Here is a 23,074-nt window from a genome sequence, read left to right as displayed (position 1 = left end):
CGGCGGTCAGGTGATCTCGGCCAGCAGGGTCGGCAGGGCCGCGCGCAGCTCGCGGCGCCAGTACGGCCACGCGTGGGTGCCCTTGTAGAAGTGGGTGGACGCGGGGACGCCCAGCTTCCTGAGCTTCCCGCTGAACTGCCGCGCCACCGTCTGCGCGAGCGCCTCGACGGCGTCCGGGCCGGTGCCGGGCGACGGGTCGAGGGGGCCGGGCGTCCCGTCCCCCGCGCTGACGTACAGGCGGACCCCGGCCAGCCGGTCGGCCAGGTCGAACGGGTTGTGGTGACGCCACACCACGCGCTGCCCGACCGGGTCGCCCCACAGGCCCTTCCAGTCGGCGCCCGGACGTCCGACGGCGACCGCCAGCTCCACCAGGTCGGGGACGTCCAGGCGCGCGGTGTCCCGGTGCAGGAGGTTGAGCGGCCCGCTGAACGAAGCGGCGGCGCGGAACAACCCCCGGTGCCGGGCCGCGTACGCGACGGCGCCCATGCCCCCCATTCCGCAGCCGGCGATGGCCCGCGCCGTTCCCGCGCCGTATCGCCGTTCGAGGATCTGCCGCAGTTCGGCGAGATGGAAGGTTTCCCACTTCGGTGTGCCGCCGCGGCCACAATTCCACCAGTCGGAGTAATTGGCGGCCCTTCCGGCGTCCGGCATGACGACGATGACGTCCAATCCGGCGGTCAGGCGCTCGGCGTCGCCCGCGGCGGTCCACGACTCGTGGCCGGCGCCGCCGCCCGCGCCGTGCAGCAGCCACAGCACCGGCCAGGTGCGCGTCGAATCGGCCGACCAGCCGGGCGGGAGCAGCAGCCGGACCTGCGCTATCCCGCCCAGAGCGGGCGAGCGTACGGCCAGGTCGAGGATGCGGGGACCGCGGCGGCGCTCGCTGACGACGGTGGCGCCGCCGTCCGCGTCGGGTGTCGGCGCCGCCGGGCGCCCGCCGGGCGCAATGGTCGCCATTACGCCGGTCATTCCCGCAATGAATCCCACTCCGAGCAGGCCGCTACGCCACATGTCATCGCCCCGGACTTTCCGTTGTTTTGTTTCTGGAAATATCCCCGGGAAGGGCCTCGACTTAACTCCTTGTTACCGGTTTATACAATATTCGATCGCGATTGGGGCCCGCCGGGGCCGGTAGGGTGACGCGGATGGAGGCCGAGATGCGGAGCAAGCCCGAACTCCAGGCGGCGATCCGCGCGCACGGCCGGGCGGTCCTGATGGTCAACGCGCGCTCGCGGCGCGGGCGGCGGCTGTTCGACCAGGCCCGCGAGCTGCTGGACGCCGCCGGGTTCGACTTCGCCCGCGTCGTGCCGGTCACCGATCCCGGCCGGCTGGGCGCGGTGTTCGCCGACGTCCTGGAGCCCGAGCCCGATCTGGTGGTGGTCGGGGGCGGCGACGGCACGGTGGCCGAGGCCGTGGGGCATCTCGCGCACCGCGACATCGCGCTCGGCGTCCTGCCGCTGGGCACGACCAACAACTTCGCGCGCAGCCTGGAGCTGCCCCTCGACCTGAAGGGCGCGGTCGGGGTGCTGCGCGACGGCAAGGTCGCCGACGTCGACCTGGGCTGGTTCGAGGGCACCCCCGAAGACGGCGCGGGCGAGAGCCACAAGCACATCTTCGCCAACATGGTGAGCCTCGGGCTGTCGGTCGACGTGGCCGGGAGGGTGCCGCACGGGCTCAAGCGCGTGCTGGGCCGCTCGGCCTACGCGGTGACCGCCGCGCGGCTGCTGGCCGGGCACGAGGCGTTCCGGGCGACGATCACGATCGGCGACCACACCTACGAGCTGGCCACCCACCAGCTCAACGTGGCCAACGGCGCGCACCACAGCGGGCAGCGCATCGCCCGCGACGCCAGCCCGGACGACCGGCTGCTGGCGGTCTACCGGCTGGGCGACCAGCGGCGGCTGCGGCTGGCCTCGGCGACCGCCCGGCACGTGCTGACCGGGCCGTGGCGCTCGCTGGACGAGGACGCCTTCATGACCTGCACCGAGGTGCGGATCACCACCGACCGGCCGCTGCGGGCCGATGTGGACGGCGAGATCCGCGGCCTGACGCCGGTGACGATCCGGCTGATGGGCAACGCTCTGCGCGTCATCGTGCCGAACACGTTCGTCGACACGTGATCCGGGCGGTCAGAGCACGCCGCGGGCGGTGAGCAGTTCCCGCAGCCGGTCCTTGGGGAGGCCCGGGGAGCGGTGCCCCCGGCGTCCCACCATCGTCTCGCCCGCGAGCAGGGCGTTGTAGATCGCCTCCTCGACCGCGTGGACGGTGGCGTCGTAGAACGGGTCGATCTCGTTCCACGGGACGAAGCGCAGCGTGTCGTAGCGGCCCGCCTTCCGTTCCAGGCCATGGTTGAGCGAGCCGGGGTTGCCCGTGGAGAAGGCGAGGAAGATGTCGCCGGACGAGTGGTGCCCGTAGCCGCCGGTGCGGCCGAGCGCGATCGGGACCCGGCGGGCCAGCGCGGTGCTCTGGGCGGGCAGCAGCGGGGCGTCGGTGCCGACGATCACGATGATCGAGCCCGCGCCCTCCAGCCCGAGCCAGTCGGTGTCGCGCATGGGGTTGTCGTCGGTGAGGTCGGCGCCGACGGGCACCCCGCACACCGTGAGGTGCTCCCGGGCCCCGAAGTTCGCCTGGACGAAGGCGCCCACGGTGTAGGTGTCGTCCCCTTATTCCACGACCTGGGACGCCGTCCCGCTCCCGGCCTTGAATCCGAAGCTGTTCATGCCGGTGCCGCCGCCGGCCGACCCCTCGGCGACCGGGCCGCCCCGTGCCGCGTCGACGGCGGCGATCGCGTGCTCGGGCCCGATGTGCTGGCGGTCGATGTCGTGGAGGTAGCCGTCCCAGGTCTCGGCGACGACGGGCAGCATCCAGTCGCGCGCCTCGTCGGCCCGCTCGCGCAGCGCCCACTCGATGACGCCCTGGTGGCACGCGCCGACCGAGTGCGTGCTGGTGATCAGGACGGGCATCGCGAGCGCCCCGGTCTCGGCGATCCAGTGCGCCCCGGTCATCTCGCCGTTGCCGTTCAGCGAGTACATCCCGGCGGCGCAGGCCGAGGTGAAGCCCGTGCGGCCGCGCGGCAGCAGGGCCGTGACCCCCGTCCGGACGTCGTCGCCCTCGATCAGGGTCGTGTAGCCGACCTCCACGCCGGGAACGTCGGTGATCGCGTTGGCCGGTCCGGGAGTGCCGGGCAGGGGAAGCCCGAAGGCGCGCGCACGAGTCATGATCATCATGCTAACGGCGGGCCCGAGGGGTTTTCTCAGCGCCGGATCCGCGCGCCGGAGGCGTCCAGCAGGTACCACTCCGCGCCGTGGTCGAAGAGGTCCCGGCCTCCCGCGTCGCCCGGCGAGACGTCCTTGACGTAGGTGTAGAGCGGGTGGCCCGCGTAGGTGACCTGCTCGGTGCCGTCGGCACGGGTGACGCTGCCGAGCAGGTCGCCGCGGGCCTCACCGTCGGCCTTCGGCGTCCCGCTGATGACGAAGGGCGGCCACATCGCCGCGCAGTCGCCGTCGCACAGCGGGCGTCCCCGGCCCTCCTTCTCGAACAGGTAGAGCGCCTTGCCCATGCCGTCGACCAGGGCCGTGCCCCCGGCCGTCCGCCCGGTCATCACCATCGCCCGGCCGGACGACGCGGGCGCCAGCGTCTTGCCCGGGGTCTCCATGCTCTCGGTGCCCCCGGCGCATCCGGTCGCCGCCAGGACGGCCGCGAACACTCCGCCGAGCAACGTTCCGCGCATCGTGGCCTCCGGCGCGCTCCCGAAACCCGCGCTCATGTGACACTTTTACCCGGTCGTCCCGGTTCACAAGCGCCCGGTATCGGGCAGGCTGGCCCCATGGAATCCGACGTGCTGGAAGGGCTGAACCCCTTCGACCTCCTCGACGCCGAGGCCGCGCGGCTCGACGCCTACTTCGCCCGCCTGACCGACCCCGACTGGAACCACCCGTCCCGCTGCGAGGGCTGGCGGGTGCGCGACGTGCTCGCCCATCTGGCCGGTGAGGAGCTCTACAACCACGCGTGCCTGGACGACGAGCTCGACGTCCTGTTCGCCCGGCTGGAGAAGGAGGGCGTCAAGGATCTCGGCGAGTTCAACGGGTGGTGCGTGGACGCCCGGCGCGACCTTCCCGTCGCCGACGTCCTGGCGGAGTGGCGGCACGAGAACGGCGAAACGCGGCGGCGCATGCGGGAGCGGGGGCCGGACGCCGCGCTGGCGACCATGGTCGGGGCCTACCGGGTGGGCCCGCAGACCTTCCACTACGCCTCGGAGTACGCGACCCACGCCGACGACGTCGCGGTGCCGGTCGAGCCGGGCGAGGAGCCGGGACGCACCGACTGGCGCGCCCGTGTCGGGATCTTCGTCCTGGCCGAGCAGGACGCTCCGGTCGAGGTCGAGGCGATTCCCGGGGGGTACCGCGTCACCGGCGGCGGGACGGCGGCCGAGCTTTCGGGCGCCGACTTCGTGGAGGCCACCACCGACCGTCTCCCCGCCGACCACCCCCTGGACCGCGGCCTACGCTCCGCCCTGGCCTGCCTCGCCTGACGGCTTCTCCCCCGCCATCGTGTAGGCGCCGCCCCGCAGACGCTCGATCAGCCCCCGGGTCCACTCGGCGGCGGCATCGGCGGAGTAGGCCCACCAGCCGAGCAGCTCGCCGAGGTGGTGGCCCTCGGCCTCGGCCAGGTGGGGCGTGACCGACGCGCGCCACCCGGCCAGTCCCTCCAGACGCCGGTCCAGAAGGACGATCGCCTCGTCCCTGGACAGCTCGGTCAGGAAGCCCAGGGCCGCCGAGAGCAGCTCGGGACGCCGGGTGTCGACCGTGCCCAGGGCGTCCCTGAGCAGCCGGAGGAACTCCCGCTCGCCCGCCTCGGTGATCTCGTAGTCGGCGCGCGGCGGCCCGGCGTCGCTCTCCTCGACCTCGTGGGCGAGCAGCAGCCCTTCCTTGGCGAGCTGCCTGAGCGCGTGGTAGATCGAGCCGGGGTTCACGTTGGCCCACTCGTCCGAGCCCCAGGAGAGCAGTTCCCTGCGGATCTCGTAGCCGTGGGCACGCCCGAAGGCCCGGACCCCGCCCAGGACCAGCAGCCGCGTCGCCGACATCGTCCTCCCCCGTTCGCCGTCCGCCCAGATTAGAGGGCCCCGAGCAGGGCCAGTTCGTCCCCGTCGACTTGGAGGTGTGAACTGCGGTTCCCGGCGGCGGTCCGGTGACCTGGAACGCTCCAGACCACGCTTCAAGTACCAAAAAGCTCAGATTTTTGTTGCTTGGCCGCGTAGTGCGGAGCCTTCCGGCCACGGAGAGTGGGAAATCGTCCACCTCTTCACCTGGAGCCACCCCATGCTCGTGCTCCCGCACCAACCCACAGCCATGCCTCCTCCGCCTCGGACGCCGACCGAGCAGCCCGACACCCTCTCGGACCGGCTCCGCCTCCCCGCGTTGCCGAGCGCGGTCGCCCTGGCCCGCCGGTTCACCGCCGGCCGCCTGGACGGCTGGGGCGTTCCGGAGGTGATCGACGACGTCACGCTGGTCGTCTCCGAACTGATCACCAACGCGGTGTCCCACGCGCAGGCGGGAACGGGCCATCTCGTCCTTCACCTGCGCCTGACCCACACCCGGCTGCTCTGCGAGATCTGGGACGCCTCGCGCCTCCCGCCGCGCCCCACGGGCGCCGAGCCGCCGGACGAACTCACCGAGAACGGCCGGGGGCTGCTGCTCGTGGCCGACTGCTCCACCGACTGGGGCTACTACCCCTCCAGCCACGGCGGAAAGTGCGTCTGGGCCTACTGGGACCTCACCGCGCAGGACGCCCACTTCGACGACCACCCGGACGAGGGGAGGCCGTCATGACCCCGGGCCCCCGTCCCTTCCGCCCCGCCCAAACCCCAGCGACACGGACGTAGTCCCCGTCTGTTCAGCGGGCTCCCGGCCGCCTACGCTCGGGGAGTCCGCATCAGAACGAGGTTCGGGACGGCCATGGCTCACAGCGTCGTGATCATCGGAGGCGGCTTCGGCGGGATCGGAATGGCGATCCGGCTCAAGCAGGCCGGGATCGATGACATCGTCGTCCTGGAGAAGGCCGGGAGCCTGGGCGGCACCTGGCGCGACAACACCTATCCGGGCGCGGCCTGCGACGTCCCCTCGCACCTGTACTCGTTCTCGTTCGAGCGCGGGACGGGCTGGACCCGCCGGTTCCCGCCGCAAGCGGAGATCCTCGACTACCTGTGGCACTGCGCGCGCGAACACGGTGTGCTGCCGCACCTGCGCTTCGGCACCGAGGTCACCGAGGCCCGCTTCGACGAGGAGGCGGCCCTGTGGCGGATCGGCACCACCGACGGCGACCTGGAGTCGCGGGTGCTGATCTCGGCCTGCGGGCAGCTCAACCGTCCCCGCCTCCCCCGGCTCGACGGGCGCGACGCCTTCGCCGGGCCCTGGTTCCACTCCGCGCGCTGGGATCACGACGTCGACCTGACGGGCAAGCGGGTCGCGGTGATCGGCACCGGCGCCAGCGCCGTCCAGATCATCCCGGAGCTCGCCGGGCGGGCGGAGAGCCTGGTGGTCTTCCAGCGCTCGGCCCCCTACGTGATCTCCAAGCCGGACCGGCCCTACCGCCGCTGGGAGAAGGCGCTGCTGACGGCCGTCCCCGCGGCCCAGAGGCTGAGCCGGGGCCTGACCTACGCGCGGTACGAGGCGCGTGCGCTCGGGTTCGTGAAGTACCCCCGGCTGATGAACCTGCTGGAGAGGCGGTTCCGGCGGAATCTGCGCCGCATCCCCGATCCGGCGCTGCGCGAGGCGGTGACGCCCCGCTACCCCATGGGCTGCAAGCGCATCCTGATCTCCGACGACTACTACCCGGCGCTCGCCCGGCCGGACGTCCGGCTGGTCACCGAGCCGGTCACCGGCGTCGAGCGGTCCGGCGTCCGCACGGCGGGCGGGACCCACGAGGCCGACGTCATCGTGTACGCCACCGGGTTCCAGACCACCGACTTCCTGGCGCCCATGAAGATCACCGGCCGGGGCGGGCGGGAGCTGAACGAGGCGTGGCGGGACGGGGCCGAGGCGCACCTGGGGATCACGGTCAGCGGGTTCCCGAACCTGTTCCTGCTGTACGGGCCCTACACCAACCTCGGTCACAACAGCATCATCTACATGCTCGAATCGCAGTTCCGCTACGTGCTGGGATGCGTCCGGGCCCTGCGCGAGCGCGACCTCGACTGGATGGACGTGCGCCCGGACGTCCAGGACGCGTTCGGCCGCGAGATGCGCGAGCGCCTGCGCACGACGGTGTGGAGCGCGGGCTGCGACAGCTGGTACATGAACGCCGACGGCAAGGTCGTCAACAACTGGCCCGGCTTCACCTTCGCCTACCGGCGCGCCACGCGCCGTCCCGACCCGCGCGACTTCGACGTCCGCGCGCGGCGCCCCGGCGCGGGCGCGGCCTCATCCTAGAATCGGGCTCTATGCCGACTGCACTCATCACCGGAGCCACCGCGGGTATCGGTGCCGCGTTCGCCCGCCGTCTCGCCTCCGACGGGTTCGACCTCGTCCTGCTCGCCCGCGACGGCGAGCGCCTGGAACGGGCCGCCCGCGAGCTGGGCGACTCCTACGGGATCCGGGCCGAGACGCTGGTCGCCGACCTGGCGTCCGACGCGGGCCTGGCCGCCGCCGAGGAGCGCCTGCGCGCGGGGGTCGACCTGCTGGTCAACAACGCCGGGTTCGGCAACAAGGGCACGTTCCTCCAGGTCCCCGTCACCGACGAGCTGGCGATGCTCCGGGTGCACTGCGAGGCGGTGCTCCGCCTCACCCACGCCGCCCTGCCGGCGATGATCGAGCGCGGCCGGGGCGGGGTCGTCAACGTCGCCTCCGTCGCCGCGTTCACCGCGCGCGGCACCTACGGCGCCTCCAAGGCCTGGGTGGTGAGCTTCAGCCAGGGCGTGGCGCAGGACATCGCGGGCCGCTCCGGCGGCAAGGTGCGCGTCATGGCCCTGTGCCCCGGATTCGTCCACACCGAGTTCCACGAGCGGGCCAACATGGACACATCGGGCATCCCCGATTTCATGTGGCTCGACCAGGACGCCGTCGTCACGGCGGGCCTGCGCGATCTCCAGCGCGGGGTCCAGGTCAGCGTCCCCGGGGCGCAGTACAAGGCCATCGTCGGCCTGAGCAGGGTCGTCCCCCGCAAGCTGGCCGCACGGCTCTCGTCCCGGACGGGCCGCAAGTACGACTGACAGACTGGGGCGATGCGGGTACTGGTGACGGGTGCGGCGGGCTATGTCGGGTACGCGGTCGGGCGGCGCCTGGTCGCCGCGGGCCACGAGGTCGACGGCCTGGTCCGCGGGCCCGAGGCGGCGCTGCCGCCCCGCGTCCGGCCGGTCGTGGCCGACCTGCTCGGCCCCGTGGCGCTCGGGACCTACGACGCCGTGTGCCACCTGGCGGCCCTGACCCGCGTCCGCGAGTCGTTCGCCGACCCGCTGGGCTTCTACGCGACCAACGTCCAGGGCACCGTCAACCTCCTGCGCGCCCTGCGCGGCGGCGAGCGGGTCGTCTACGGCTCCACGGCCGCCGTCTACGGGACGCCGGAGCGCCAGCCCATCCCCGAGGACGAACCGCCCGCGCCCGGCAACCCCTACGGCGCGTCCAAGCTGGCCGCCGAGCAGCTGGTCCGCTTCCGCGCCCGCACCGGCGCGATCGGCGCCGTCGTCCTGCGGACCTTCAACGTCGCGGGCTCGGTCGACGGCCGCGGCGACCCCGACCGCACCCGGCTGATCCCCAAGGCCCTCGCCGTGGCCGCCGGACGGGCGCCCCACCTGGAGATCAACGGCGACGGCGCGGCCGTCCGCGAGTACCTCCACGTCGACGACCTGGCCACCGCCTACGTCCGGGCCCTGGACGCGGCCTCACCCGGCGAGGAGCGGATCTACAACGTCGGAAGCGGCACCGGAGCCTCGGTGGCCCAGGTCGTGGACGCCGTCCGGGCCGTCACCGGCCGTCCGGTCCCGGCCCTCCACAAGCCCCCGCAGCCCGAGCCGCCCGTCCTGGTCTCCGACTCCGCCGCGATCCGCCGCGACCTCGGTTGGCGCCCGGAACGTTCCTCGCTGACCGAGATCATCGAGGGCGCCTGGTCGGCCCTGCCCGCACGGGAGGGCTAAACTCCCAGCGTGTCCGCGCCGAAGTTCGAAGTCCAGATGCTCCACGACCGCGTCATGATCAAGGTCGAGAAGGAGACGGGCGAGCGCCGCAGTACCGGCGGCATCGTCATCCCCGCGACGGTGGACGCGTCCAACCGCTTGGCCTGGGGCGAGGTCTGCGGCGTCGGCCACCACGTCCGCACCGTCAAGGTCGGCGACCGCGTCCTGTTCCACCCCGGCGACCAGCTCGAAGTCGAGATCCAGGGCGAGAACTACCTGGTCATGCGCGAACGCGACCTGCACGCCATCGCCAGCGAACGCCCCGAACACGGCACCGGCCTCTACCTCTGACCAGGCCAGGGACGTTCATCACTTGGCGTGAAGGCCGGGAGCGTCCTCGGCGACCGGGATGATGAGCGCCGCGGGGATCTCGGGTTCCTGGAGGCGGCGGAGCAGGAGCCAGCCGAGGGCGGGCAGGGCGATGAGCGGCGCGAGGGCCGTCTGGAGGGACGTGGCGTCGGCGGTGGCGCCGATGAGGGGGCTCGCGAGTCCCCCGACGCTGACCGTGAGGCCCAGGGTGACGCCGCTGGCGGTGCCGACGCGTCCGGGCAGGTAGTCCTGGCCGAGGGTGATGTGCAGGGAGAACGGCACGTACAGCCCCGCCGAGGTCAGCGCGACGAACAGGTACAGCGGGGGCCCGGGGACGAAGACGACCCCGGCGACCGCGAACGCGGCCAGCGCGTACGACCAGCGCACCACGGCGACGCGGCCGTAGCGGGTGGCCAGGCGTCCTCCGGCGACGGTGCCGACGGCGCCGCCGAGGTAGAGGACGAACAGCGCGGCGGTGCCCGCCGCGTCGCCGCCGCCGGTGCGCTGGCGCGCGTACAGGGAGACGAAGGCGCTCAGGCCGACGAAGACGATCGAGCGGCAGACGATCGCCCCGGACATCGTCAGGAAGGACCGCCAGTCGTCGCGTCCCGGTGGGCCACCCGACGGGGACGCGCCGGTGGCGGGGACGCGGACGGCGCGCAGGGCGGCCACGCACAGGGCGGCGCCCACCACCGCCGGGACGGCCAGGAGCGGGGAGGCGCGCAGGCCCCCGGTGGCGATGACGGCCGCGACCAGGAGGGGCGCGGTCGCGAAGCCCAGATTGCCGCCGAGGGAGTACCAGCCCATCCCGATGTGGCTGCCCCCGCTCGCGACGCGGGCGGCGCGGGCCGATTCGGGGTGGAAGGCGGCCACCCCGATCCCGGAGACGGCGACGACCACCAGGGTCAGCGGGTAGGAGCCCGCGACGCCCGCGAGCGCGACCCCGGCACCGGCCGTCAGCGTGCTGACCGGCAGGAGCCAGGGCATCGCCCACCGGTCGGTGAAGGCGCCGAACAGCGGCTGGGCCACCGAGGAGAGGATGGACGCGGCCAGCACGATCCCGGAGGCGGCGGCGTAGGCGTAGGCGCGCTCGGAGACGAAGTAGGGCACCAGCGCGGCCACGGCGCCCTGGTAGACGTCCACGCAGGCGTGCCCCAGGGCGAGGAGCGTGATGGGTTTTCTCGACACCCTCCGATGGTCACGCGCGGGAGCGGCGGCGCGCTTCCGATAATATGCCAAGAGATGCCGGATATCCGCCATACTCCCGAGGCTCCGACCCGCGCGCAGGTGCTGTCCGCGGGCGAGGAGATCGACGCCCATCGGCATGACGACCACCAGATCGTGTACGCGGGCTCGGGCGTCCTGGCGGTCACGACCGACGCGGGCACCTGGTTCGCGCCCGGCACCCGGGCGATCTGGGTCCCGGCCGGAACCGTCCACGCGCACCGCGCCCACGGCGACATCGACCTGCGGCTGGTGGGCCTGCCCACCGGCGACAACCCGCTCAGGCTCGACCACCCGGCCGTCCTGACCGTGAGCCCGCTGCTGCGCGAGCTGATCCTGGCCTACACCCGCGACCCCGAGGACACGGGCGCCGAGCGCCGCCGCCTGCGGGCCGTCCTGCTCGACCAGTTGCACGCGTCGCCGCGGCAGCCCGTCCAGCTGCCCTCCCCCACCGACCCGCGCCTGGCCGCGATCTGCGCGATCCTGCACGCCGCGCCCGCCGACCCGCGGACCCTCGCCGAGCTGGCCGCCGAGGCACATGTGGGCGAGCGCACGCTGAGCCGCCTGTTCCGCACCGAACTCGGCATGACCTTCCCCCAGTGGCGCACCCAGTTGCGCCTGTACCACGCCCTGCGGATGCTGGCGGACGGCACCTCGGTGACGTCGGTGGCGCGCCGCTGCGGCTGGTCCTCGACCAGCGCCTTCATCGACGTCTTCCGCGGCGCCTACGGCCACACGCCCGGCGCCCACAACCGCCTGTAGCTACCCCGGCTGGGAACTCGGATGGCGCGCTTTGGCGAGGGCCATCGGGTCGGCGGCGCGGCGGTCGACGGCGTCCAGCAGGTCGCGCTGGCGGCGCTCGGCGGCCGCGCGCAGGACCTGCGGGGTGCGGTTCAGGGCGAGGCGGCGGGCGCGGCGTTTGAGCAGCGACATCGCCTCGTGCGGGGTGACCTCGCCCGCGGCGACGTCGGCGGCCAGGACGCGGCGGGCCCGGTCGAGGTAGCCGCGCCGCAGCGCGAGGAAGAGCACCGCCACCACCGCGAAGTCGATCGCGACCTTCACCAGGAACCCGGCGGGGAACACCAGCAGCGGAGCGTCGAAGAACGCGTGCATGGCCAGGGCGGCGGCCAGCAGCGCGACCGCCTGCGGGATCCCCCGGGTTCCCCGGGCCGCCAGGAACCCGACGGCGGTTCCGGCGACGGCGGACATCGCCCAGTGGGAGCCCAGCGCGGTGAGCCCGACCCGGACGAAGAAGCTCTGCATGACGGCCAGGTGGGGCGCGGTGGCGCCGCTCTGGACGATCTGGTTGAGGGCGTAGGTGAAGTTCTCCACGACCTGGAAGCCCAGGCCGGTGAGGGCGCCGTAGACCAGTCCGTCCAGCGGCCCCCGGGTCGTGGCGGGGGCCGCGAGGACGAGCAGGCCCACCCCGATGACCTTGAGGATCTCCTCGTTGACCGGCGCGGAGAGCGCGGCGGCCCAGTCGGAGGCGAAGCGGACCCCGGCGGTCTTGGCCCAGACGCCCAGGAGCCCCTCGTTGGCCAGCAGGGCGCAGCCGATGGCGGCCGTCGCGCCCCAGGCCAGGCAGGCCACGGACGCCCGCCCGGGCGGCCTGCGGACGGGCCGGAACCGCCGGATGAGCACGAACCCGAGCCCGCCCGCGAGCACCTGGAGCACCGCGGCCAGGGCGGCGGCTCCGGGGAAGACGCGGATCGCGCCGCGGAACGCGTACGCCAGCACGGCCAGGCCGAAGAGGCAGGTCAGGACGGAGACCGTGCGCGCCGCCGCCGGGCCGGTCATGGCAGCGTGAGCGTGCCGGCCACGCGCTCGGCCTCGGCCCGGTCGCCGCGGCGGGCGCCGGGCGGGCCGAGGATCTGGATCTCGACGGCGTAGTCGCCCGCGCGGCTCGGGAAGATCGACGCGCGTCCCGTCCGGCCGGCGTGGTCGAGCGTGCCGGTGACGCCGGACGTGCCGCGGGCGTTGGTGACCGGGTTCGGCCGCCCGAGGCGGGCCCCGGCGTCGGCGATCTTCACGGTCTCCCTGAGCCCGGACCAGAACTGGTGCGCGCGCGCCGCGCGGGGCGGCATCAGATAGGCGACGGCGAGCTCGACGGTGCCGTGCCGCAGCCGGTAGCCGTTGCGGGGGTTGCTCTCCGAGCGGCTCATCGTCCAGCCCCGTCCGACGGTGAAACGGGCGGACTTGGGGGCGTCCCCGTCGCCCGCGACGGCGCCGGGGCTCAGCGTGAGCGTGCTTCCGGCGCGCAGCCGCTCGGTGTCGGGCAGGACGGCGTTCAGCAGCGGCCATCCCGCCGTCAGCGCCACCCCGGCACCGACCATGACCAGGAGACTCGTCATGTCGACCACCCCCACGCCCCTGATGAAAACAATTTACGACGGACGGGTCCGGGCGCGTCCACCCGACCCGCCCGGAGACGGTTCGGGGGTGCCGGGTCAGGCCCGCGGCCGGGAACGGACGGGGCCGCGATCTCGTCGAAGAGGATGACGCCGGGACGAGAGGACGCACATGGGGAACGGAATTCCGCACGACAGGGGCGGCCAGCTCAAGCAGATCGAGAGCGGGCTGCTCCCGGGCGAGCAGATCATCGCGGTGTACGACGCGATCGGCGCGGGGACGGGCTTCATCGGGCTGACCAACCGCCGGGTGATCGTGCAGGACAAGTCGTTCGTGGGCAAGAAGGTGGCGATCACCAGCGTCCCCTACTCGAAGATCACCTCGGTCAGCGTGCTGAGCAACAAGTCGTGGGCCGGGTCGTACTTCTCCACCGGGTCGATCGCGATCCATGTCGGCACGCACACCTACGAGGTCGAGTTCCGGGGCGACCACAAGAGCCATCACGTCCACAATGTGATCTTGGGGTACATCTCGCCCTGATATCCCGTCCCAACCTGTCGGTCATAAATGGATAGAAAAACGGCCTTGTCAGACTCTGAGACCTAGGTCACACTCCTCACACCGAGCCGGGTCACGTTCCTCCAAACGGGCGGCGCTCATGCTGAGTGTGCGGAATCTCGAGGTCGTCTACCACGAGGTCATCCTGGTCCTGCGGGGCGTCAGCCTCGAAGTGCCGGACGGGGAGATCGTCGCGCTCCTCGGCGCCAACGGCGCCGGGAAGACCACGTTGCTGCGCGCGATCTCCGGGCTCCTCGACGTGCACGACGGCGAGATCACCAAGGGCCGGATCCTGCTGGACGGCGAGCCGATCCACCGGCTGGGCCCGACCCGAGTGGTCCGCCGGGGCGTCCGGCAGGTCATGGAGGGACGGCGGATCTTCGCCGAGCTGACCGTCGAGGAGAACCTGCGGCTGGGCGGGCACACCGCGCCCTCCCGGCTGGCCGAGGGCCTGGACCGGGTCTACGGGCTGTTCCCGGTGATCAAGGAGCGGCGGTCGCGGACGGCGGGCTACCTGTCGGGCGGCGAGCAGCAGATGCTGGCGGTCGGCCGCGCGCTGATGTCCGAGCCCCGGCTGCTCCTGCTGGACGAGCCCAGCCTCGGCCTGGCGCCCCGGCTGGTGGAGCAGATCCGCGACATCATCGTGGAGATCAACCGGCAGGGCACCACGGTGCTGCTGGTCGAGCAGAACGCCACGATGGCGCTGGAGATCGCCGCGCACGGCTACGTGCTGGAGACCGGCCGGATCGTCATGGACCGCCCGGCGCGCGAGCTGCTCAGCGACGACGACATCCGCGAGTTCTACCTGGGTCTCGGCGCCGAGGGCGCGGCCCGCTCGTTCCGCGACGTCAAGCACTACCGGCGGCGGAAGCGGTGGCTCTCGTGACCCCGATCCTGGAACTGTCGGACGTGCGGCTGTCCTTCGCCGGGGTCGCGGCGATCGACGGCGTCTCGTTCGGCGTGGGCGACCGCGAGCTGCTGGCGGTCATCGGCCCCAACGGCGCGGGCAAGACCTCGATCTTCAACGTGATCTCCGGCGTGTACCGGCCGCAGTCGGGCCGCGTCCGGTTCCAGGGCCGCGACCTGCTGGGACGGCGCCCGCACGAGATCGCCGGGCTGGGCGTCGCCCGCACGTTCCAGAACGTCGAGCTGTTCTCGGGGCTCACCGTCCTGGACAACCTGATGCTGGGGCGCCATCAGCGCACCCGCTACGGGGCCCTGGCCGCGATGGCCTGGCTGGGCCGGGCCCGGCGGGCGGAGCTGGAGGCGCGCGCGGCGGTCGAGGACATCATCGACTTCCTGGAGCTGGCGCGGTGGCGCCGCCACACCGTCGGGCTGCTGCCATACGGCGTCCAGAAGCGGGTCGAGCTCGGCCGGGCGCTGGCCATGGAGCCGCGCCTGCTCCTGCTGGACGAACCCGTCGCCGGGATGAACCTGGAGGAGACCGAGGACATGGCCCGGTACATCCTCGACATCCGCGACGAGCTCGGCATCGCGATGATCCTCGTCGAGCACGACATGGGCCTGGTCATGGATCTGGCCGACCGGGTGCTGGTCGTCGACTTCGGCGTCCCGATCGCGCTCGGGACACCGTCCGACATCCGCGCGCACCCCGACGTCATCCGGGCCTATCTCGGGGAGGCGGGACCATGACGGACACGGCGACCAAGGCCGCGACGGCCACCACCATCGTCACCCGCGTCCGCGACCGCGCGGCGGCCGTGCCGAAACGGGTCGCGATGCGCGAGAAGGACCTCGGCATCTGGCAGGAGGTCACCTGGGCCGGGTACTGGGACACCGTCCTGACCGTGGCGCACGCGCTGCTGGCGCTGGGCGTCGCGCCGGGCGACCGGGTCGCGGTGCACGCCGAGAACCGTCCCGAATGGCTCTACGCCGACCTGGCCACGGTGGCCGTGCGCGGGACGACGATGGGCCTGTACCCGACCAATCCGGCGTCGGAGGTGGCCTACCTGCTGCGCCACTCGGGCTCGAAGATCCTCATCGCCGAGGACCAGGAGCAGGTCGACAAGGCCCTGGCGGTCGCGGCCGAGCTGCCCGAGCTCGAACGCGTCGTGTACGTCGAGCCGCGCGGCATCGAGGGCGTCTACACCGACCCGCTGCTGATGTCGTGGGACGAGCTGTGCGAGCTGGGGCGGCGCCACCGTGAGGAGTTCCCCGGCGCCGTCGAGGAGCGGATGGAAGCCGCGCGCGCCGACGACGTCATGGCGCTCGTCTACACCTCCGGGACGACCGGCCCGCCCAAGGGCGCGATGCTGACCGTCGCCAACGTGGAGTTCGCGGTGCGGACGCTGGTCGAGGAGGGCGGCTTCACCGACCCGCCGCCGCGGCCGCGCGACCTGATCCTGTCCTACCTGCCGCTGTGCCATGTGGCCGAGCGCGTCTTCACGGTCTGGTTCAACGCGGCGGGCGGCGTCCAGGTCAACTTCGCCGAGTCGATCGAGACCGTCCCGGCCAACCTGCGCGAGGTCCAGCCGACGATCCTGTTCGGCGTCCCGCGCATCTGGGAGAAGGTGCTGGCCGGGGTGGAGATCCGGCTCGGCTCGGCCACCCCGGTCAAGCGCTGGACGGCCCGGTTCTGGCTGCGGCTCGCCGACCGGATCGGCGCGACCCTCGTGCGCACCGGCGGCCGCCCGACCCCGGCCACGCGGCTGCTGTACGCGGTGGGCTGGGTGTTCTGCTACCGCGCGCTGCGCGAGCGGATCGGGATGCGCCGCGTCCGCTACGCCGCCTCGGGGGCCGCGCCGATCGCGCCCGAGGTGCTGAAGTTCTTCATGGGCATCGGCGTCCCGATGCACGAGGTGTACGGCATGACCGAGAACACCGCGGTCGCGACGGCCAACCGCCCGGGCCGGGTCGCGCTCGGCACGGTCGGCGAGCCCCACCCGGGGTGCGAGGTCCGGCTGGACGAGGACACCGGCGAGATCCTCACCCGCCATCCGGGCGTCTTCGCCGGGTACTGGCGCGACGAGGACGCCACCCGCCGCGTCGTCGATGCCGGCGGCTGGCTGCGCACCGGCGACCTGGGCGCCTGGGAGGGCGGCCACCTGCGCATCACGGGCCGCGCCAAGGAGCTCATCATCACCTCGGGCGGCAAGAACGTGGCCGCGCCCCTGATCGAGAACGAGCTCAAGGTCTCCCCGTTCGTGAAGGAGGCCATCGTGATCGGCGACCGCCGCCCCTATCTGACCGCGCTGATCGGCATCGAGCCCGACACGGTCGGCGAGTGGGCCACCGCGCGCCGCGTCCCGTACACCACCTACCGCGACCTGTCCGAGCGCGAGGAGGTCCGCGCCCTGGTCCAGGAGATCGTCGACCGCGTCAACGACGGCCTGGCCCGGCCCGAGCAGATCAAGGACTTCCGCCTCCTGCCCAAGGAGCTCGACCACGAGGACGGCGAGCTCACCGCCACCCAGAAGGTCAAGCGCCCCGCCGTCGAACGCACCTTCGCCCCCCTGATCGACGCGCTCTACGGAGGCCGGAATGACTGAGTTTTGGCAGAGCGTGGCTCGGGGGGTGGGGAACGGGTCGATCTACGCGTTGCTGGCGCTGGGGTTTGTGATCATCTACAAGTCGACGCGGGTGATCAGCTTCGCGCAGCCGGCGTTCATGCTGGCGGGGGCCGTGCTGGTCACGTATCTGGCCGCCGACGTGGGGTTCTACGCGGCGGTGCCGCTGGCGGCCGTGGCGGTGGCGCTGCTGGCGCTCGGGGTCGAGCGGGTGGCGGTGCGGCCGATGATCGGCAAGCCGGTGTTCGCGGTCGCGATCATCACGCTGGGGCTCGACATCGTGATCCGGGTCGTGGTGAACGGGTTCATCGGGCTGGACGTCCGGCAGGTCGGCGACCCGTGGGGGCTGGAGACCGTGGGAATCCTCGGGGTGCCCGTCCAGCAGCGATATCTGGCGATGGCGCTGACGGCGGCGGTCATGGTCGCGGCGCTGGCGGCGTTCTTCCGCTACGCCCGCTTCGGTCTGGCGATGCGGGCGGCGGCCTACGACCAGGAGACGGCGCTCGCGCAGGGCGTGTCGGTGGGGGCGGTGTTCGCGGTGTCGTGGGCGATGGCCGGGGGCCTGGCGGCCATCGCGGGCGTGCTCGCCGGAACCGGCGCCAGCGTCGACCAGAACCTGTGGATCATCGCGCTCAAGGCGCTGCCCGCGATCATCCTGGGCGGGCTCGACTCGCTGGGCGGGGCGGTCGCGGGCGGGCTCGCGGTCGGGCTGGCGGAGTCGCTGGTGGGCACCTACCAGGCCGATCTCGCGCCCTGGCTGGGCCAGAACTTCGCCGTGGTCTCGCCCTACGTCCTGATGCTGCTGGTCCTGCTGGTCAGACCGTACGGGCTGTTCGGGACGCCGGAGGTGGAACGCGTGTGATCACCGGCACCAGGCCGCGCGGCAGGCCGCTGCTCTACACCTCCTACAAGCAGGACATGGCCCTGCTCGACACCGGCGCCAAGCGGCGATGGCTCGCCGCGCTGCTGACGGTCGCCGCGCTGGCGCCGTTCATGCTCGCCGACGACATCCTGCAGCTGCTCGCGGTCGGGATGGTCGCCTCGATCGGCGCCATCGGGCTCAACCTCGTCACCGGGTACGCCGGGCAGATCTCCCTCGGCCACGCGTTCTTCCTGGCGATCGGCGCGTACACGGCGGCGGCGCTGTCGGGCGACCCGGACGGGAAGGTCATCGGCCTCGGCGTCACGTTCCTGCCGGTGTGGCTGCTCGCGGCGGGCCTGGCGGCGGCGGTCGCGGGCGTGATCGTCGCGCCGCTGGCCACGCGGCTGCGCGGCCTGTACCTGGCGATCGTGACGCTCGGGCTGGTCTTCCTCGGCGAGCACGTCTTCAAGGAGTGGGACGAGCTGACCGGCGGCCCCGGCGTGGGGCGCCCCGCCGCCGTTCCCGAGTTGTTCGGGGTCCGGCTGGACGAGGCGGGCGTGTACAGCAAGGAGCAGAAGCTCTACTTGCTGATGCTCGTCCTGCTCGTGGTGTTCGCCGTCCTGGCCCGCAACCTGGTGCGCTCGCGGATCGGGCGGGCGTTCGCGGCCGTCCGCGACCGCGACCTCGCCGCCGCCATCATCGGGGTCGACCCGCGCCGGGTGAAGCTGCTGGCGTTCGCGATCTCCTCGTTCTACGCGGGCGTCGCGGGCGCGCTGATGTACACGGTGACGGGCTTCTTCGACCCCGGCTCGTTCAACCTGCTGCTGTCGGTGCAGTTCATCGCGATGATCCTGATCGGCGGCGCCGCCACGATCTCCGGCTCGATCATGGGCGCGATGTTCGTCACGCTGCTGCCCCGCCTGACCCGGGAGCTTCCCGGGGTGCTCCCGTTCGTCAGCTCGGAGTCCAAACAGACCCCGAACGTCTTCCAGGTCGAGACGGTCCTGTACGGGCTGCTCATCATCGTCTTCCTCGTCCTGGAGCCCCGCGGCCTGTTCGGGATCTGGACCCGGGTCCGCAACTACTGGAAGGCCTGGCCCTTCTCGCATTGAGCCCTTAGGGAGCCACGATGAACAAAAGGATCGGCGCGGCGGCGGTCGCGGCAACGCTCGTGCTCGGCGGCTGCGGGGTGTTCCGGGGCGACGAGGACGCCAAGGCGCCCGGCGTCACCGAGGACGCCTGCCCGAACGCGGTGAACAAGAAGAACGGATGCATCTATCTCGGGATCATCTCCGACCTGACCGTCGGGCCGTTCAAGGCCCTGGCCGTCCCGATCACCGACGCGCAGAAGGCGTTCTGGAAGCGGGTCAACCAGCAGGGCGGCATCGGCGGCTACGACATCGACGTCACCAAGTACATCCGCGACAACAAGTACAACCCCGAGACCCACAACCAGGTCTACCAGGAGATCAAGGGCAAGGTGCTGGCGCTGGCGCAGACGCTCGGGTCGCCGACGACGGCCGCGATCATCCGCGACATGAAGAGCAGCAAGGTCGTGGCCACCCCGGCGTCGTGGACCTCGGCGTGGAACTTCGAGGACGTCATCCTGGAGTCGGGCGCCAACTACTGCGTCGAGTCGATGAACGCGGTCGACTACGCCGTCCAGACGAGCGCGCCCAAGAGCGTCATGGCCGTCCACTACGCCGGTGACTACGGCGCCGACGCGGCCGCCGGGGCCAAGGCGGCCGCGACGGCGCAGAAGCTGAAGTTCTCCGCCGTCGAGACGCCGCAGGGCCAGGACAACCAGGGCAGGGCCGTGGACGCCATCGTCAAGGGCAAGCCCGACCTGGTCGTCCTGACCACGGGCCCGGTCGACGCCGGCACCGTCATCGGGCAGGCCGCGGCGCGCGGCTTCAAGGGCCGCTACATCGGCACCAGCCCGAGCTGGAACAAGGGCCTGCTCAAGAGCCCGGCGGCGCCCGCGATCAAGGCGCAGTACCTCCAGTCGGCGCCGTGGTCGCCGTTCCAGTCCGAGACGGCGGGCCACAAGGCGATGCGCGAGGCCATCGGCAAGGTCGACCCCAACGACGGCTACACCGCCGGTTGGGTGTGGTCCTATCCGCTCAAGGCCGCGCTGCAGAAGGCGGCGGCGAACAAGGACCTCACCCGCGACGGGCTGCTCACGGCCGTCAAGCAGATCGACCGCGTCGACTACGAGGGGACGCTGCCGTCCGGCGCGGGCAACTTCAAGGGCGACTCCAACGCGGGCGCCGTCCGCACCACGCTCATCGCCAAGCCCGACGAGACCCAGCCCACCGGCGTGAAGGTCGTCAAGGAGGCGTTCACCGGTCCCACCGCGATGGGCTACAAGCTCGACGCGCCCTGCTTCGGCAAGCTCTGAGCCCGCAGCTGCGCGCGACCGGCCGCGCCCGTCTTGGCCAGCAGGCTGGCCACGTGGGTCTCGACCGTGCGCGGGGAGAGGAACAGCCGCTCGGCGACCTGCCGGTCGGTCAGGCCCTCGCCGACCAGCGTCAGCACGTCCATCTCGCGGCTGGTGACGCCCGCCGCGCGCAGCTCGGGAGGCACCGAGGTCAGGCCGCGTCCCCGCCGGGCCGGCGCCCCGGCCCGGCGGAGCAGGTCGCGCGCGGTGCGGGCGAACGCCTCCTCGCCCGTGCGCTCGTAGGCGGCCAGGTCGGCCCGGAGCTCGGGCACCGGGTCGCCCCAGCCGCAGGTCACCGCCGCCTCCAGCGCCAGGAGGCGGCACAGGCGCCGCCACCACGGATGGTGGACCAGCGCCCGGTCTCCGGCCGCGAAGAGCGCGGCCGCCTCGGGACGTCCCTCGCGCCCGGCCGCGACCGCGTCGGCGTAGTGCAGCGCGCCCCGGTTGACGCGCCGGAACACCTCGCTGGACCCCCGCAGGGTCTCGCGGGCGCCGTCGTCCCCCAGGACCGACCTGATCAGCGCCCAGAGCCCCCATTCGGCGACCATGACGGTCTCGTGGCGGCCCTCCAGGATCCGCATCGCCGCGTCGTAGCACCGGTCGGCGGCGGCGAGGTCGTGGTCCATCAGCTCGCGGAGGCCCCACACGGCGTGGGCCATCGCCTCGATCTCCACCGGCGCCGCCGGACGGCTCCGCGCGGCGTCCAGCGCGGCCGACGCCCCCTCGACCTCGCCCCTCACGGCCCGGGCGAAGGCGATGAACAGCTCGGCGACGACCTGGTGGCCCGGCAGGCCCAGCCGCCCGGCCAGCTCGGCGGTCTCCTCGGCCAGGGCCGCGGCGGCGCGCGGCCCCTCGGCGGTGTAGCGGCGCTCGATCTGGAGAAGGTCGGCGTGGACGACCTCGGCCAGCTGCCCGGTCTCCAGTGCCAGCGCGCGGGCCTCGTCCAGGGCCGGGGAGCAGGGCCCGTCGTCGAGCTCGACGAACGCCAGCCCGAGCAGCGCCGTGACGCGCCAGGGACGCAGCCCGTGCTCGGCGGCGTGCCGCGCGGCCCGCCGGTAGAAGGCGCGTGAGGCCGCGAAGTCGCGGCGCAGCGCGCACCGCCCCCGCACGATCAGCGCCCGGCACAGCGCCTCGGCGTCTCCGGCGTGCTCGGCCCGCTCGACGGCCGCCGAGGCCAGCAGCTCCGCCCGTTCCAGGTCGCCGGGGCCGAAGGCCGCGTCGGCCGCCAGCACCAGTGCTCGCGGGTCCCGCGGACGGCCCGCGCGCTCCAGATAGCGTTCGGCCTCGTCCCAGTGGCCCAGCAGGACGGCCGCGTCGGCCAGCCGCAGGCAGAGCCGTGCGTGATCGTCACCGACGGCGACGGCCAGCGCCGCGGTCCCCGCCGCGAGGGCGGCGTCGGCCTCGCCCAGGAGCGTCAGCAGCCGGACGCGCTCGACGGCGGCCCCCGCGCCGTCCCCCGCCCGCTCCAGCTTCGCCCGGGCGTCACGAGGCGCCCCCCGATCGAGATCCCGCGCGGCCAGCCGCAGGAAGATCTCCGCGGCGCGGTCGCCGTCCCCGGCGGCGCGCAGCAGCTCGGCCGCCCGGACCTCGTCGCGTCCCAGCAGCGCCTCGCCCGCGCGCCGGGCCAGCGCGGCGCGCTCGGCGGGCGGGATCGCCGCGAGCACGGCCTCCCGCGTCAGCGCGTGCCGCCATCGCAGCCCGCGCCCCTCCGGCACCACGAGCCGGGGCTGCGCCGCCCGCAGCGCGCCGTGCACCGCGTCCTCGGCGAGCCCGGTCACCGCGCCGAGCAGCGTCCAATCCGGCTCGCCGAGCACGGCGGCGGCCTCCACGACCCGGCGCCTGCGCGGCCCCAGCGCCCGCAGCCGCACCTCGACCATCCCGGCGAACGTCGGCGGAACACCGCCCGCCACCCCGTCGGCGACCAGTTCCTCGACCAGGAAGGGCAATCCATCCGACTTCTCCACCACCGCGCGCCGCACGCGCCCGGGAAGCGAGGGCGCGCACCTCTCCGCCAGCTCGATCGTCTCGGCGGGGCTCAGCCGTCCCAGACCCATCAGCGCGACCTCGGGCCGCCTCCCGATGCGGTCGAGCACGGGGGCGTGACCGCCCTCGTCGCGCGCCGAGGCGGCGACGAGCACCGAGGAGCCGAGCAGGGCTCCGCTGAGATACTCCAGGACGGCGAGCGTGTCGGCGTCCGCCCAGTGCAGGTCCTCCAGGATCAGCAGGCACCCGCGCGACCCGCCGAGGATTCCCAGCAGCCGCACCAGCCCCTGGCCCAGCACGACCACGGGATCGACGTTCGAAGGCGACGGCTCCCCCGCCCACTCGGGGGACAGCCGTCCCAGCGCGGCGCGGTAGGGCCGCAGCGGCTCGGCGTCCGGAAGGGGCCGCCCCGCGAGCGCCTCGGCCAGCGGACGGTAGGCGCCCCCGCCCTCGACCGCCCGCCCCGTCAGGACGACCAGCCCGCCCACCCGGGCGCGCCGGGCCGCCTCGCCCAGCAGCCGGGTCTTTCCGATGCCGGCCTCGCCCCGCACCAGCAGGACGCCCCCGCGCCCCACCGCGACCCCGTCGACCAGCTCGTCCAGCCCGGCCAGCTCGATCTCGCGCCCGACCGGCGGGCCCCCGTTCGCCATGCGCCCAGT

Annotated in this window: 22 protein-coding genes and 1 pseudogene; 15 read left to right on the top strand and 8 right to left on the bottom strand. The window is 73.2% G+C overall.

Annotated features, from left to right (window positions below):
* Positions 1–6: 6 nt before the first annotated feature.
* Positions 7–954 carry an alpha/beta hydrolase gene (locus ACQPY4_RS15690; protein ID WP_433336899.1) on the bottom strand — a complete coding sequence of 316 codons (948 nt, stop codon included), beginning with the start codon at positions 952–954 and terminating at the stop codon, positions 7–9.
* A gap of 188 nt (positions 955–1,142) precedes the next feature.
* Here ACQPY4_RS15690 and ACQPY4_RS15685 point away from each other — a divergent pair, with 188 nt between their 5' ends.
* Complete coding sequence (locus ACQPY4_RS15685; protein ID WP_433336897.1) at positions 1,143–2,117, top strand: diacylglycerol/lipid kinase family protein; 975 nt, start codon at positions 1,143–1,145, stop codon at positions 2,115–2,117.
* A 9-nt stretch (positions 2,118–2,126) separates the two neighbouring features.
* Here ACQPY4_RS15685 and ACQPY4_RS15680 read toward each other — a convergent pair.
* Both ACQPY4_RS15680 and ACQPY4_RS15675 read right to left on the bottom strand, forming a co-directional pair.
* A pseudogene (locus ACQPY4_RS15680) lies at positions 2,127–3,215 on the bottom strand (P1 family peptidase).
* 35 nt (positions 3,216–3,250) lie between these two features.
* Positions 3,251–3,763: a COG4315 family predicted lipoprotein gene (locus ACQPY4_RS15675; protein ID WP_433336895.1), complete on the bottom strand. Its 513-nt coding sequence runs from the start codon at positions 3,761–3,763 to the stop codon at positions 3,251–3,253.
* Between the two features lie 60 nt (positions 3,764–3,823).
* Here ACQPY4_RS15675 and ACQPY4_RS15670 point away from each other — a divergent pair, with 60 nt between their 5' ends.
* Complete coding sequence (locus ACQPY4_RS15670; RefSeq protein WP_433336893.1) at positions 3,824–4,528, top strand: maleylpyruvate isomerase family mycothiol-dependent enzyme; 705 nt, start codon at positions 3,824–3,826, stop codon at positions 4,526–4,528.
* Here ACQPY4_RS15670 and ACQPY4_RS15665 read toward each other — a convergent pair.
* Positions 4,499–5,080, bottom strand: a complete 582-nt coding sequence (locus ACQPY4_RS15665; protein ID WP_433336891.1) for a PadR family transcriptional regulator — start codon at positions 5,078–5,080, stop codon at positions 4,499–4,501. The two genes, ACQPY4_RS15670 and ACQPY4_RS15665, sit on opposite strands and share 30 nt — an antisense overlap.
* Before the next feature lie 265 nt (positions 5,081–5,345).
* Here ACQPY4_RS15665 and ACQPY4_RS15660 point away from each other — a divergent pair, with 265 nt between their 5' ends.
* The 5 genes from ACQPY4_RS15660 to ACQPY4_RS15640 all read left to right on the top strand — a co-directional run bounded on the left by ACQPY4_RS15660 (position 5,346) and on the right by ACQPY4_RS15640 (position 9,454).
* Positions 5,346–5,825 carry an ATP-binding protein gene (locus ACQPY4_RS15660; RefSeq protein WP_433336889.1) on the top strand — a complete coding sequence of 160 codons (480 nt, stop codon included), beginning with the start codon at positions 5,346–5,348 and terminating at the stop codon, positions 5,823–5,825.
* Positions 5,826–5,951: 126 nt separating this feature from the next.
* Positions 5,952–7,424 carry a flavin-containing monooxygenase gene (locus ACQPY4_RS15655; protein WP_433336887.1) on the top strand — a complete coding sequence of 491 codons (1,473 nt, stop codon included), beginning with the start codon at positions 5,952–5,954 and terminating at the stop codon, positions 7,422–7,424.
* 11 nt (positions 7,425–7,435) lie between these two features.
* Positions 7,436–8,203 carry an SDR family NAD(P)-dependent oxidoreductase gene (locus ACQPY4_RS15650; protein WP_433336885.1) on the top strand — a complete coding sequence of 256 codons (768 nt, stop codon included), beginning with the start codon at positions 7,436–7,438 and terminating at the stop codon, positions 8,201–8,203.
* A gap of 12 nt (positions 8,204–8,215) precedes the next feature.
* Positions 8,216–9,124, top strand: coding sequence for an NAD-dependent epimerase/dehydratase family protein (locus ACQPY4_RS15645; RefSeq protein ID WP_433336883.1), 909 nt, complete (start codon positions 8,216–8,218; stop codon positions 9,122–9,124).
* Between the two features lie 9 nt (positions 9,125–9,133).
* A complete protein-coding gene (locus tag ACQPY4_RS15640) occupies positions 9,134–9,454 on the top strand; it encodes a GroES family chaperonin (RefSeq protein WP_433336881.1) in 321 nt (106 codons plus the stop codon).
* Between the two features lie 18 nt (positions 9,455–9,472).
* On the opposite strand, the gene ACQPY4_RS15635 is transcribed toward ACQPY4_RS15640, so the two are convergent.
* A complete protein-coding gene (locus tag ACQPY4_RS15635; protein WP_433336879.1) occupies positions 9,473–10,660 on the bottom strand; it encodes an MFS transporter in 1,188 nt (395 codons plus the stop codon).
* Positions 10,661–10,714: 54 nt separating this feature from the next.
* Here ACQPY4_RS15635 and ACQPY4_RS15630 point away from each other — a divergent pair, with 54 nt between their 5' ends.
* Positions 10,715–11,458 carry an AraC family transcriptional regulator gene (locus ACQPY4_RS15630; RefSeq protein ID WP_433336877.1) on the top strand — a complete coding sequence of 248 codons (744 nt, stop codon included), beginning with the start codon at positions 10,715–10,717 and terminating at the stop codon, positions 11,456–11,458.
* On the opposite strand, the gene ACQPY4_RS15625 is transcribed toward ACQPY4_RS15630, so the two are convergent.
* Entirely contained in the window at positions 11,459–12,493 is a 1,035-nt protein-coding gene (locus tag ACQPY4_RS15625) for a PrsW family intramembrane metalloprotease (RefSeq protein ID WP_433336875.1), read from the bottom strand.
* Positions 12,490–13,047 carry a hypothetical protein gene (locus tag ACQPY4_RS15620; RefSeq protein WP_433336873.1) on the bottom strand — a complete coding sequence of 186 codons (558 nt, stop codon included), beginning with the start codon at positions 13,045–13,047 and terminating at the stop codon, positions 12,490–12,492. Before ACQPY4_RS15620 ends, ACQPY4_RS15625 begins: the two co-directional genes overlap by 4 nt.
* Positions 13,048–13,216: 169 nt before the next feature.
* Between ACQPY4_RS15620 and ACQPY4_RS15615 the strand changes: the two genes are divergently transcribed.
* The 7 genes from ACQPY4_RS15615 (at position 13,217) to ACQPY4_RS15585 (ending at position 20,393) form a co-directional block, all read left to right on the top strand.
* Positions 13,217–13,585, top strand: a complete 369-nt coding sequence (locus tag ACQPY4_RS15615; protein WP_433336871.1) for a PH domain-containing protein — start codon at positions 13,217–13,219, stop codon at positions 13,583–13,585.
* 118 nt (positions 13,586–13,703) lie between these two features.
* The gene (locus ACQPY4_RS15610) at positions 13,704–14,489 is read left to right on the top strand and encodes an ABC transporter ATP-binding protein (RefSeq protein WP_433336869.1); all 786 of its coding nucleotides are present in this window, start codon (positions 13,704–13,706) and stop codon (positions 14,487–14,489) included.
* Positions 14,486–15,256, top strand: coding sequence for an ABC transporter ATP-binding protein (locus ACQPY4_RS15605; RefSeq protein ID WP_433336867.1), 771 nt, complete (start codon positions 14,486–14,488; stop codon positions 15,254–15,256). The genes ACQPY4_RS15610 and ACQPY4_RS15605 overlap by 4 nt, the downstream gene beginning before the upstream one ends.
* Positions 15,253–17,112, top strand: a complete 1,860-nt coding sequence (locus ACQPY4_RS15600; RefSeq protein WP_433336865.1) for an AMP-dependent synthetase/ligase — start codon at positions 15,253–15,255, stop codon at positions 17,110–17,112. Before ACQPY4_RS15605 ends, ACQPY4_RS15600 begins: the two co-directional genes overlap by 4 nt.
* The gene (locus ACQPY4_RS15595) at positions 17,105–17,992 is read left to right on the top strand and encodes a branched-chain amino acid ABC transporter permease (protein WP_433336863.1); all 888 of its coding nucleotides are present in this window, start codon (positions 17,105–17,107) and stop codon (positions 17,990–17,992) included. The genes ACQPY4_RS15600 and ACQPY4_RS15595 overlap by 8 nt, the downstream gene beginning before the upstream one ends.
* Positions 17,989–19,104: a branched-chain amino acid ABC transporter permease gene (locus ACQPY4_RS15590; RefSeq protein WP_433336861.1), complete on the top strand. Its 1,116-nt coding sequence runs from the start codon at positions 17,989–17,991 to the stop codon at positions 19,102–19,104. Before ACQPY4_RS15595 ends, ACQPY4_RS15590 begins: the two co-directional genes overlap by 4 nt.
* Before the next feature lie 17 nt (positions 19,105–19,121).
* Positions 19,122–20,393 (top strand): ABC transporter substrate-binding protein, encoded by a 1,272-nt coding sequence (locus ACQPY4_RS15585; protein WP_433336859.1) that lies wholly within the window; start codon positions 19,122–19,124, stop codon positions 20,391–20,393.
* Here the strand turns inward: ACQPY4_RS15585 and ACQPY4_RS15580 are convergent.
* The gene (locus ACQPY4_RS15580; RefSeq protein ID WP_433336857.1) at positions 20,357–23,065 is read right to left on the bottom strand and encodes an ATP-binding protein; all 2,709 of its coding nucleotides are present in this window, start codon (positions 23,063–23,065) and stop codon (positions 20,357–20,359) included. The two genes, ACQPY4_RS15585 and ACQPY4_RS15580, sit on opposite strands and share 37 nt — an antisense overlap.
* Between the last annotated feature and the right edge of the window lie 9 nt (positions 23,066–23,074).

The sequence above is a fragment of the Spirillospora sp. CA-294931 genome (assembly GCF_050946795.1).
Classification (GTDB): domain Bacteria; phylum Actinomycetota; class Actinomycetes; order Streptosporangiales; family Streptosporangiaceae; genus Spirillospora.
Note: the sequence above shows the minus strand (reverse complement) of the source record. Positions and strands in the feature narration are given on the sequence as shown.

Bases quoted from the DNA above. Each gene is read 5' to 3' on its own strand.
- ACQPY4_RS15690 (WP_433336899.1), bottom strand. From the start codon at position 954: ATGGCGACCATTGCGCCCGGCGGGCGCCCGGCGGCGCCGACACCCGAC.
- ACQPY4_RS15685 (WP_433336897.1), top strand. From the start codon at position 1,143: ATGGAGGCCGAGATGCGGAGCAAGCCCGAACTCCAGGCGGCGATCCGC.
- ACQPY4_RS15675 (WP_433336895.1), bottom strand. From the start codon at position 3,763: ATGAGCGCGGGTTTCGGGAGCGCGCCGGAGGCCACGATGCGCGGAACG.
- ACQPY4_RS15670 (WP_433336893.1), top strand. From the start codon at position 3,824: ATGGAATCCGACGTGCTGGAAGGGCTGAACCCCTTCGACCTCCTCGAC.
- ACQPY4_RS15665 (WP_433336891.1), bottom strand. From the start codon at position 5,080: ATGTCGGCGACGCGGCTGCTGGTCCTGGGCGGGGTCCGGGCCTTCGGG.
- ACQPY4_RS15660 (WP_433336889.1), top strand. From the start codon at position 5,346: ATGCCTCCTCCGCCTCGGACGCCGACCGAGCAGCCCGACACCCTCTCG.
- ACQPY4_RS15655 (WP_433336887.1), top strand. From the start codon at position 5,952: ATGGCTCACAGCGTCGTGATCATCGGAGGCGGCTTCGGCGGGATCGGA.
- ACQPY4_RS15650 (WP_433336885.1), top strand. From the start codon at position 7,436: ATGCCGACTGCACTCATCACCGGAGCCACCGCGGGTATCGGTGCCGCG.
- ACQPY4_RS15645 (WP_433336883.1), top strand. From the start codon at position 8,216: ATGCGGGTACTGGTGACGGGTGCGGCGGGCTATGTCGGGTACGCGGTC.
- ACQPY4_RS15630 (WP_433336877.1), top strand. From the start codon at position 10,715: ATGCCGGATATCCGCCATACTCCCGAGGCTCCGACCCGCGCGCAGGTG.
- ACQPY4_RS15625 (WP_433336875.1), bottom strand. From the start codon at position 12,493: ATGACCGGCCCGGCGGCGGCGCGCACGGTCTCCGTCCTGACCTGCCTC.
- ACQPY4_RS15620 (WP_433336873.1), bottom strand. From the start codon at position 13,047: ATGACGAGTCTCCTGGTCATGGTCGGTGCCGGGGTGGCGCTGACGGCG.
- ACQPY4_RS15615 (WP_433336871.1), top strand. From the start codon at position 13,217: ATGGGGAACGGAATTCCGCACGACAGGGGCGGCCAGCTCAAGCAGATC.
- ACQPY4_RS15610 (WP_433336869.1), top strand. From the start codon at position 13,704: ATGCTGAGTGTGCGGAATCTCGAGGTCGTCTACCACGAGGTCATCCTG.
- ACQPY4_RS15600 (WP_433336865.1), top strand. From the start codon at position 15,253: ATGACGGACACGGCGACCAAGGCCGCGACGGCCACCACCATCGTCACC.
- ACQPY4_RS15595 (WP_433336863.1), top strand. From the start codon at position 17,105: ATGACTGAGTTTTGGCAGAGCGTGGCTCGGGGGGTGGGGAACGGGTCG.
- ACQPY4_RS15585 (WP_433336859.1), top strand. From the start codon at position 19,122: ATGAACAAAAGGATCGGCGCGGCGGCGGTCGCGGCAACGCTCGTGCTC.
- ACQPY4_RS15580 (WP_433336857.1), bottom strand. From the start codon at position 23,065: ATGGCGAACGGGGGCCCGCCGGTCGGGCGCGAGATCGAGCTGGCCGGG.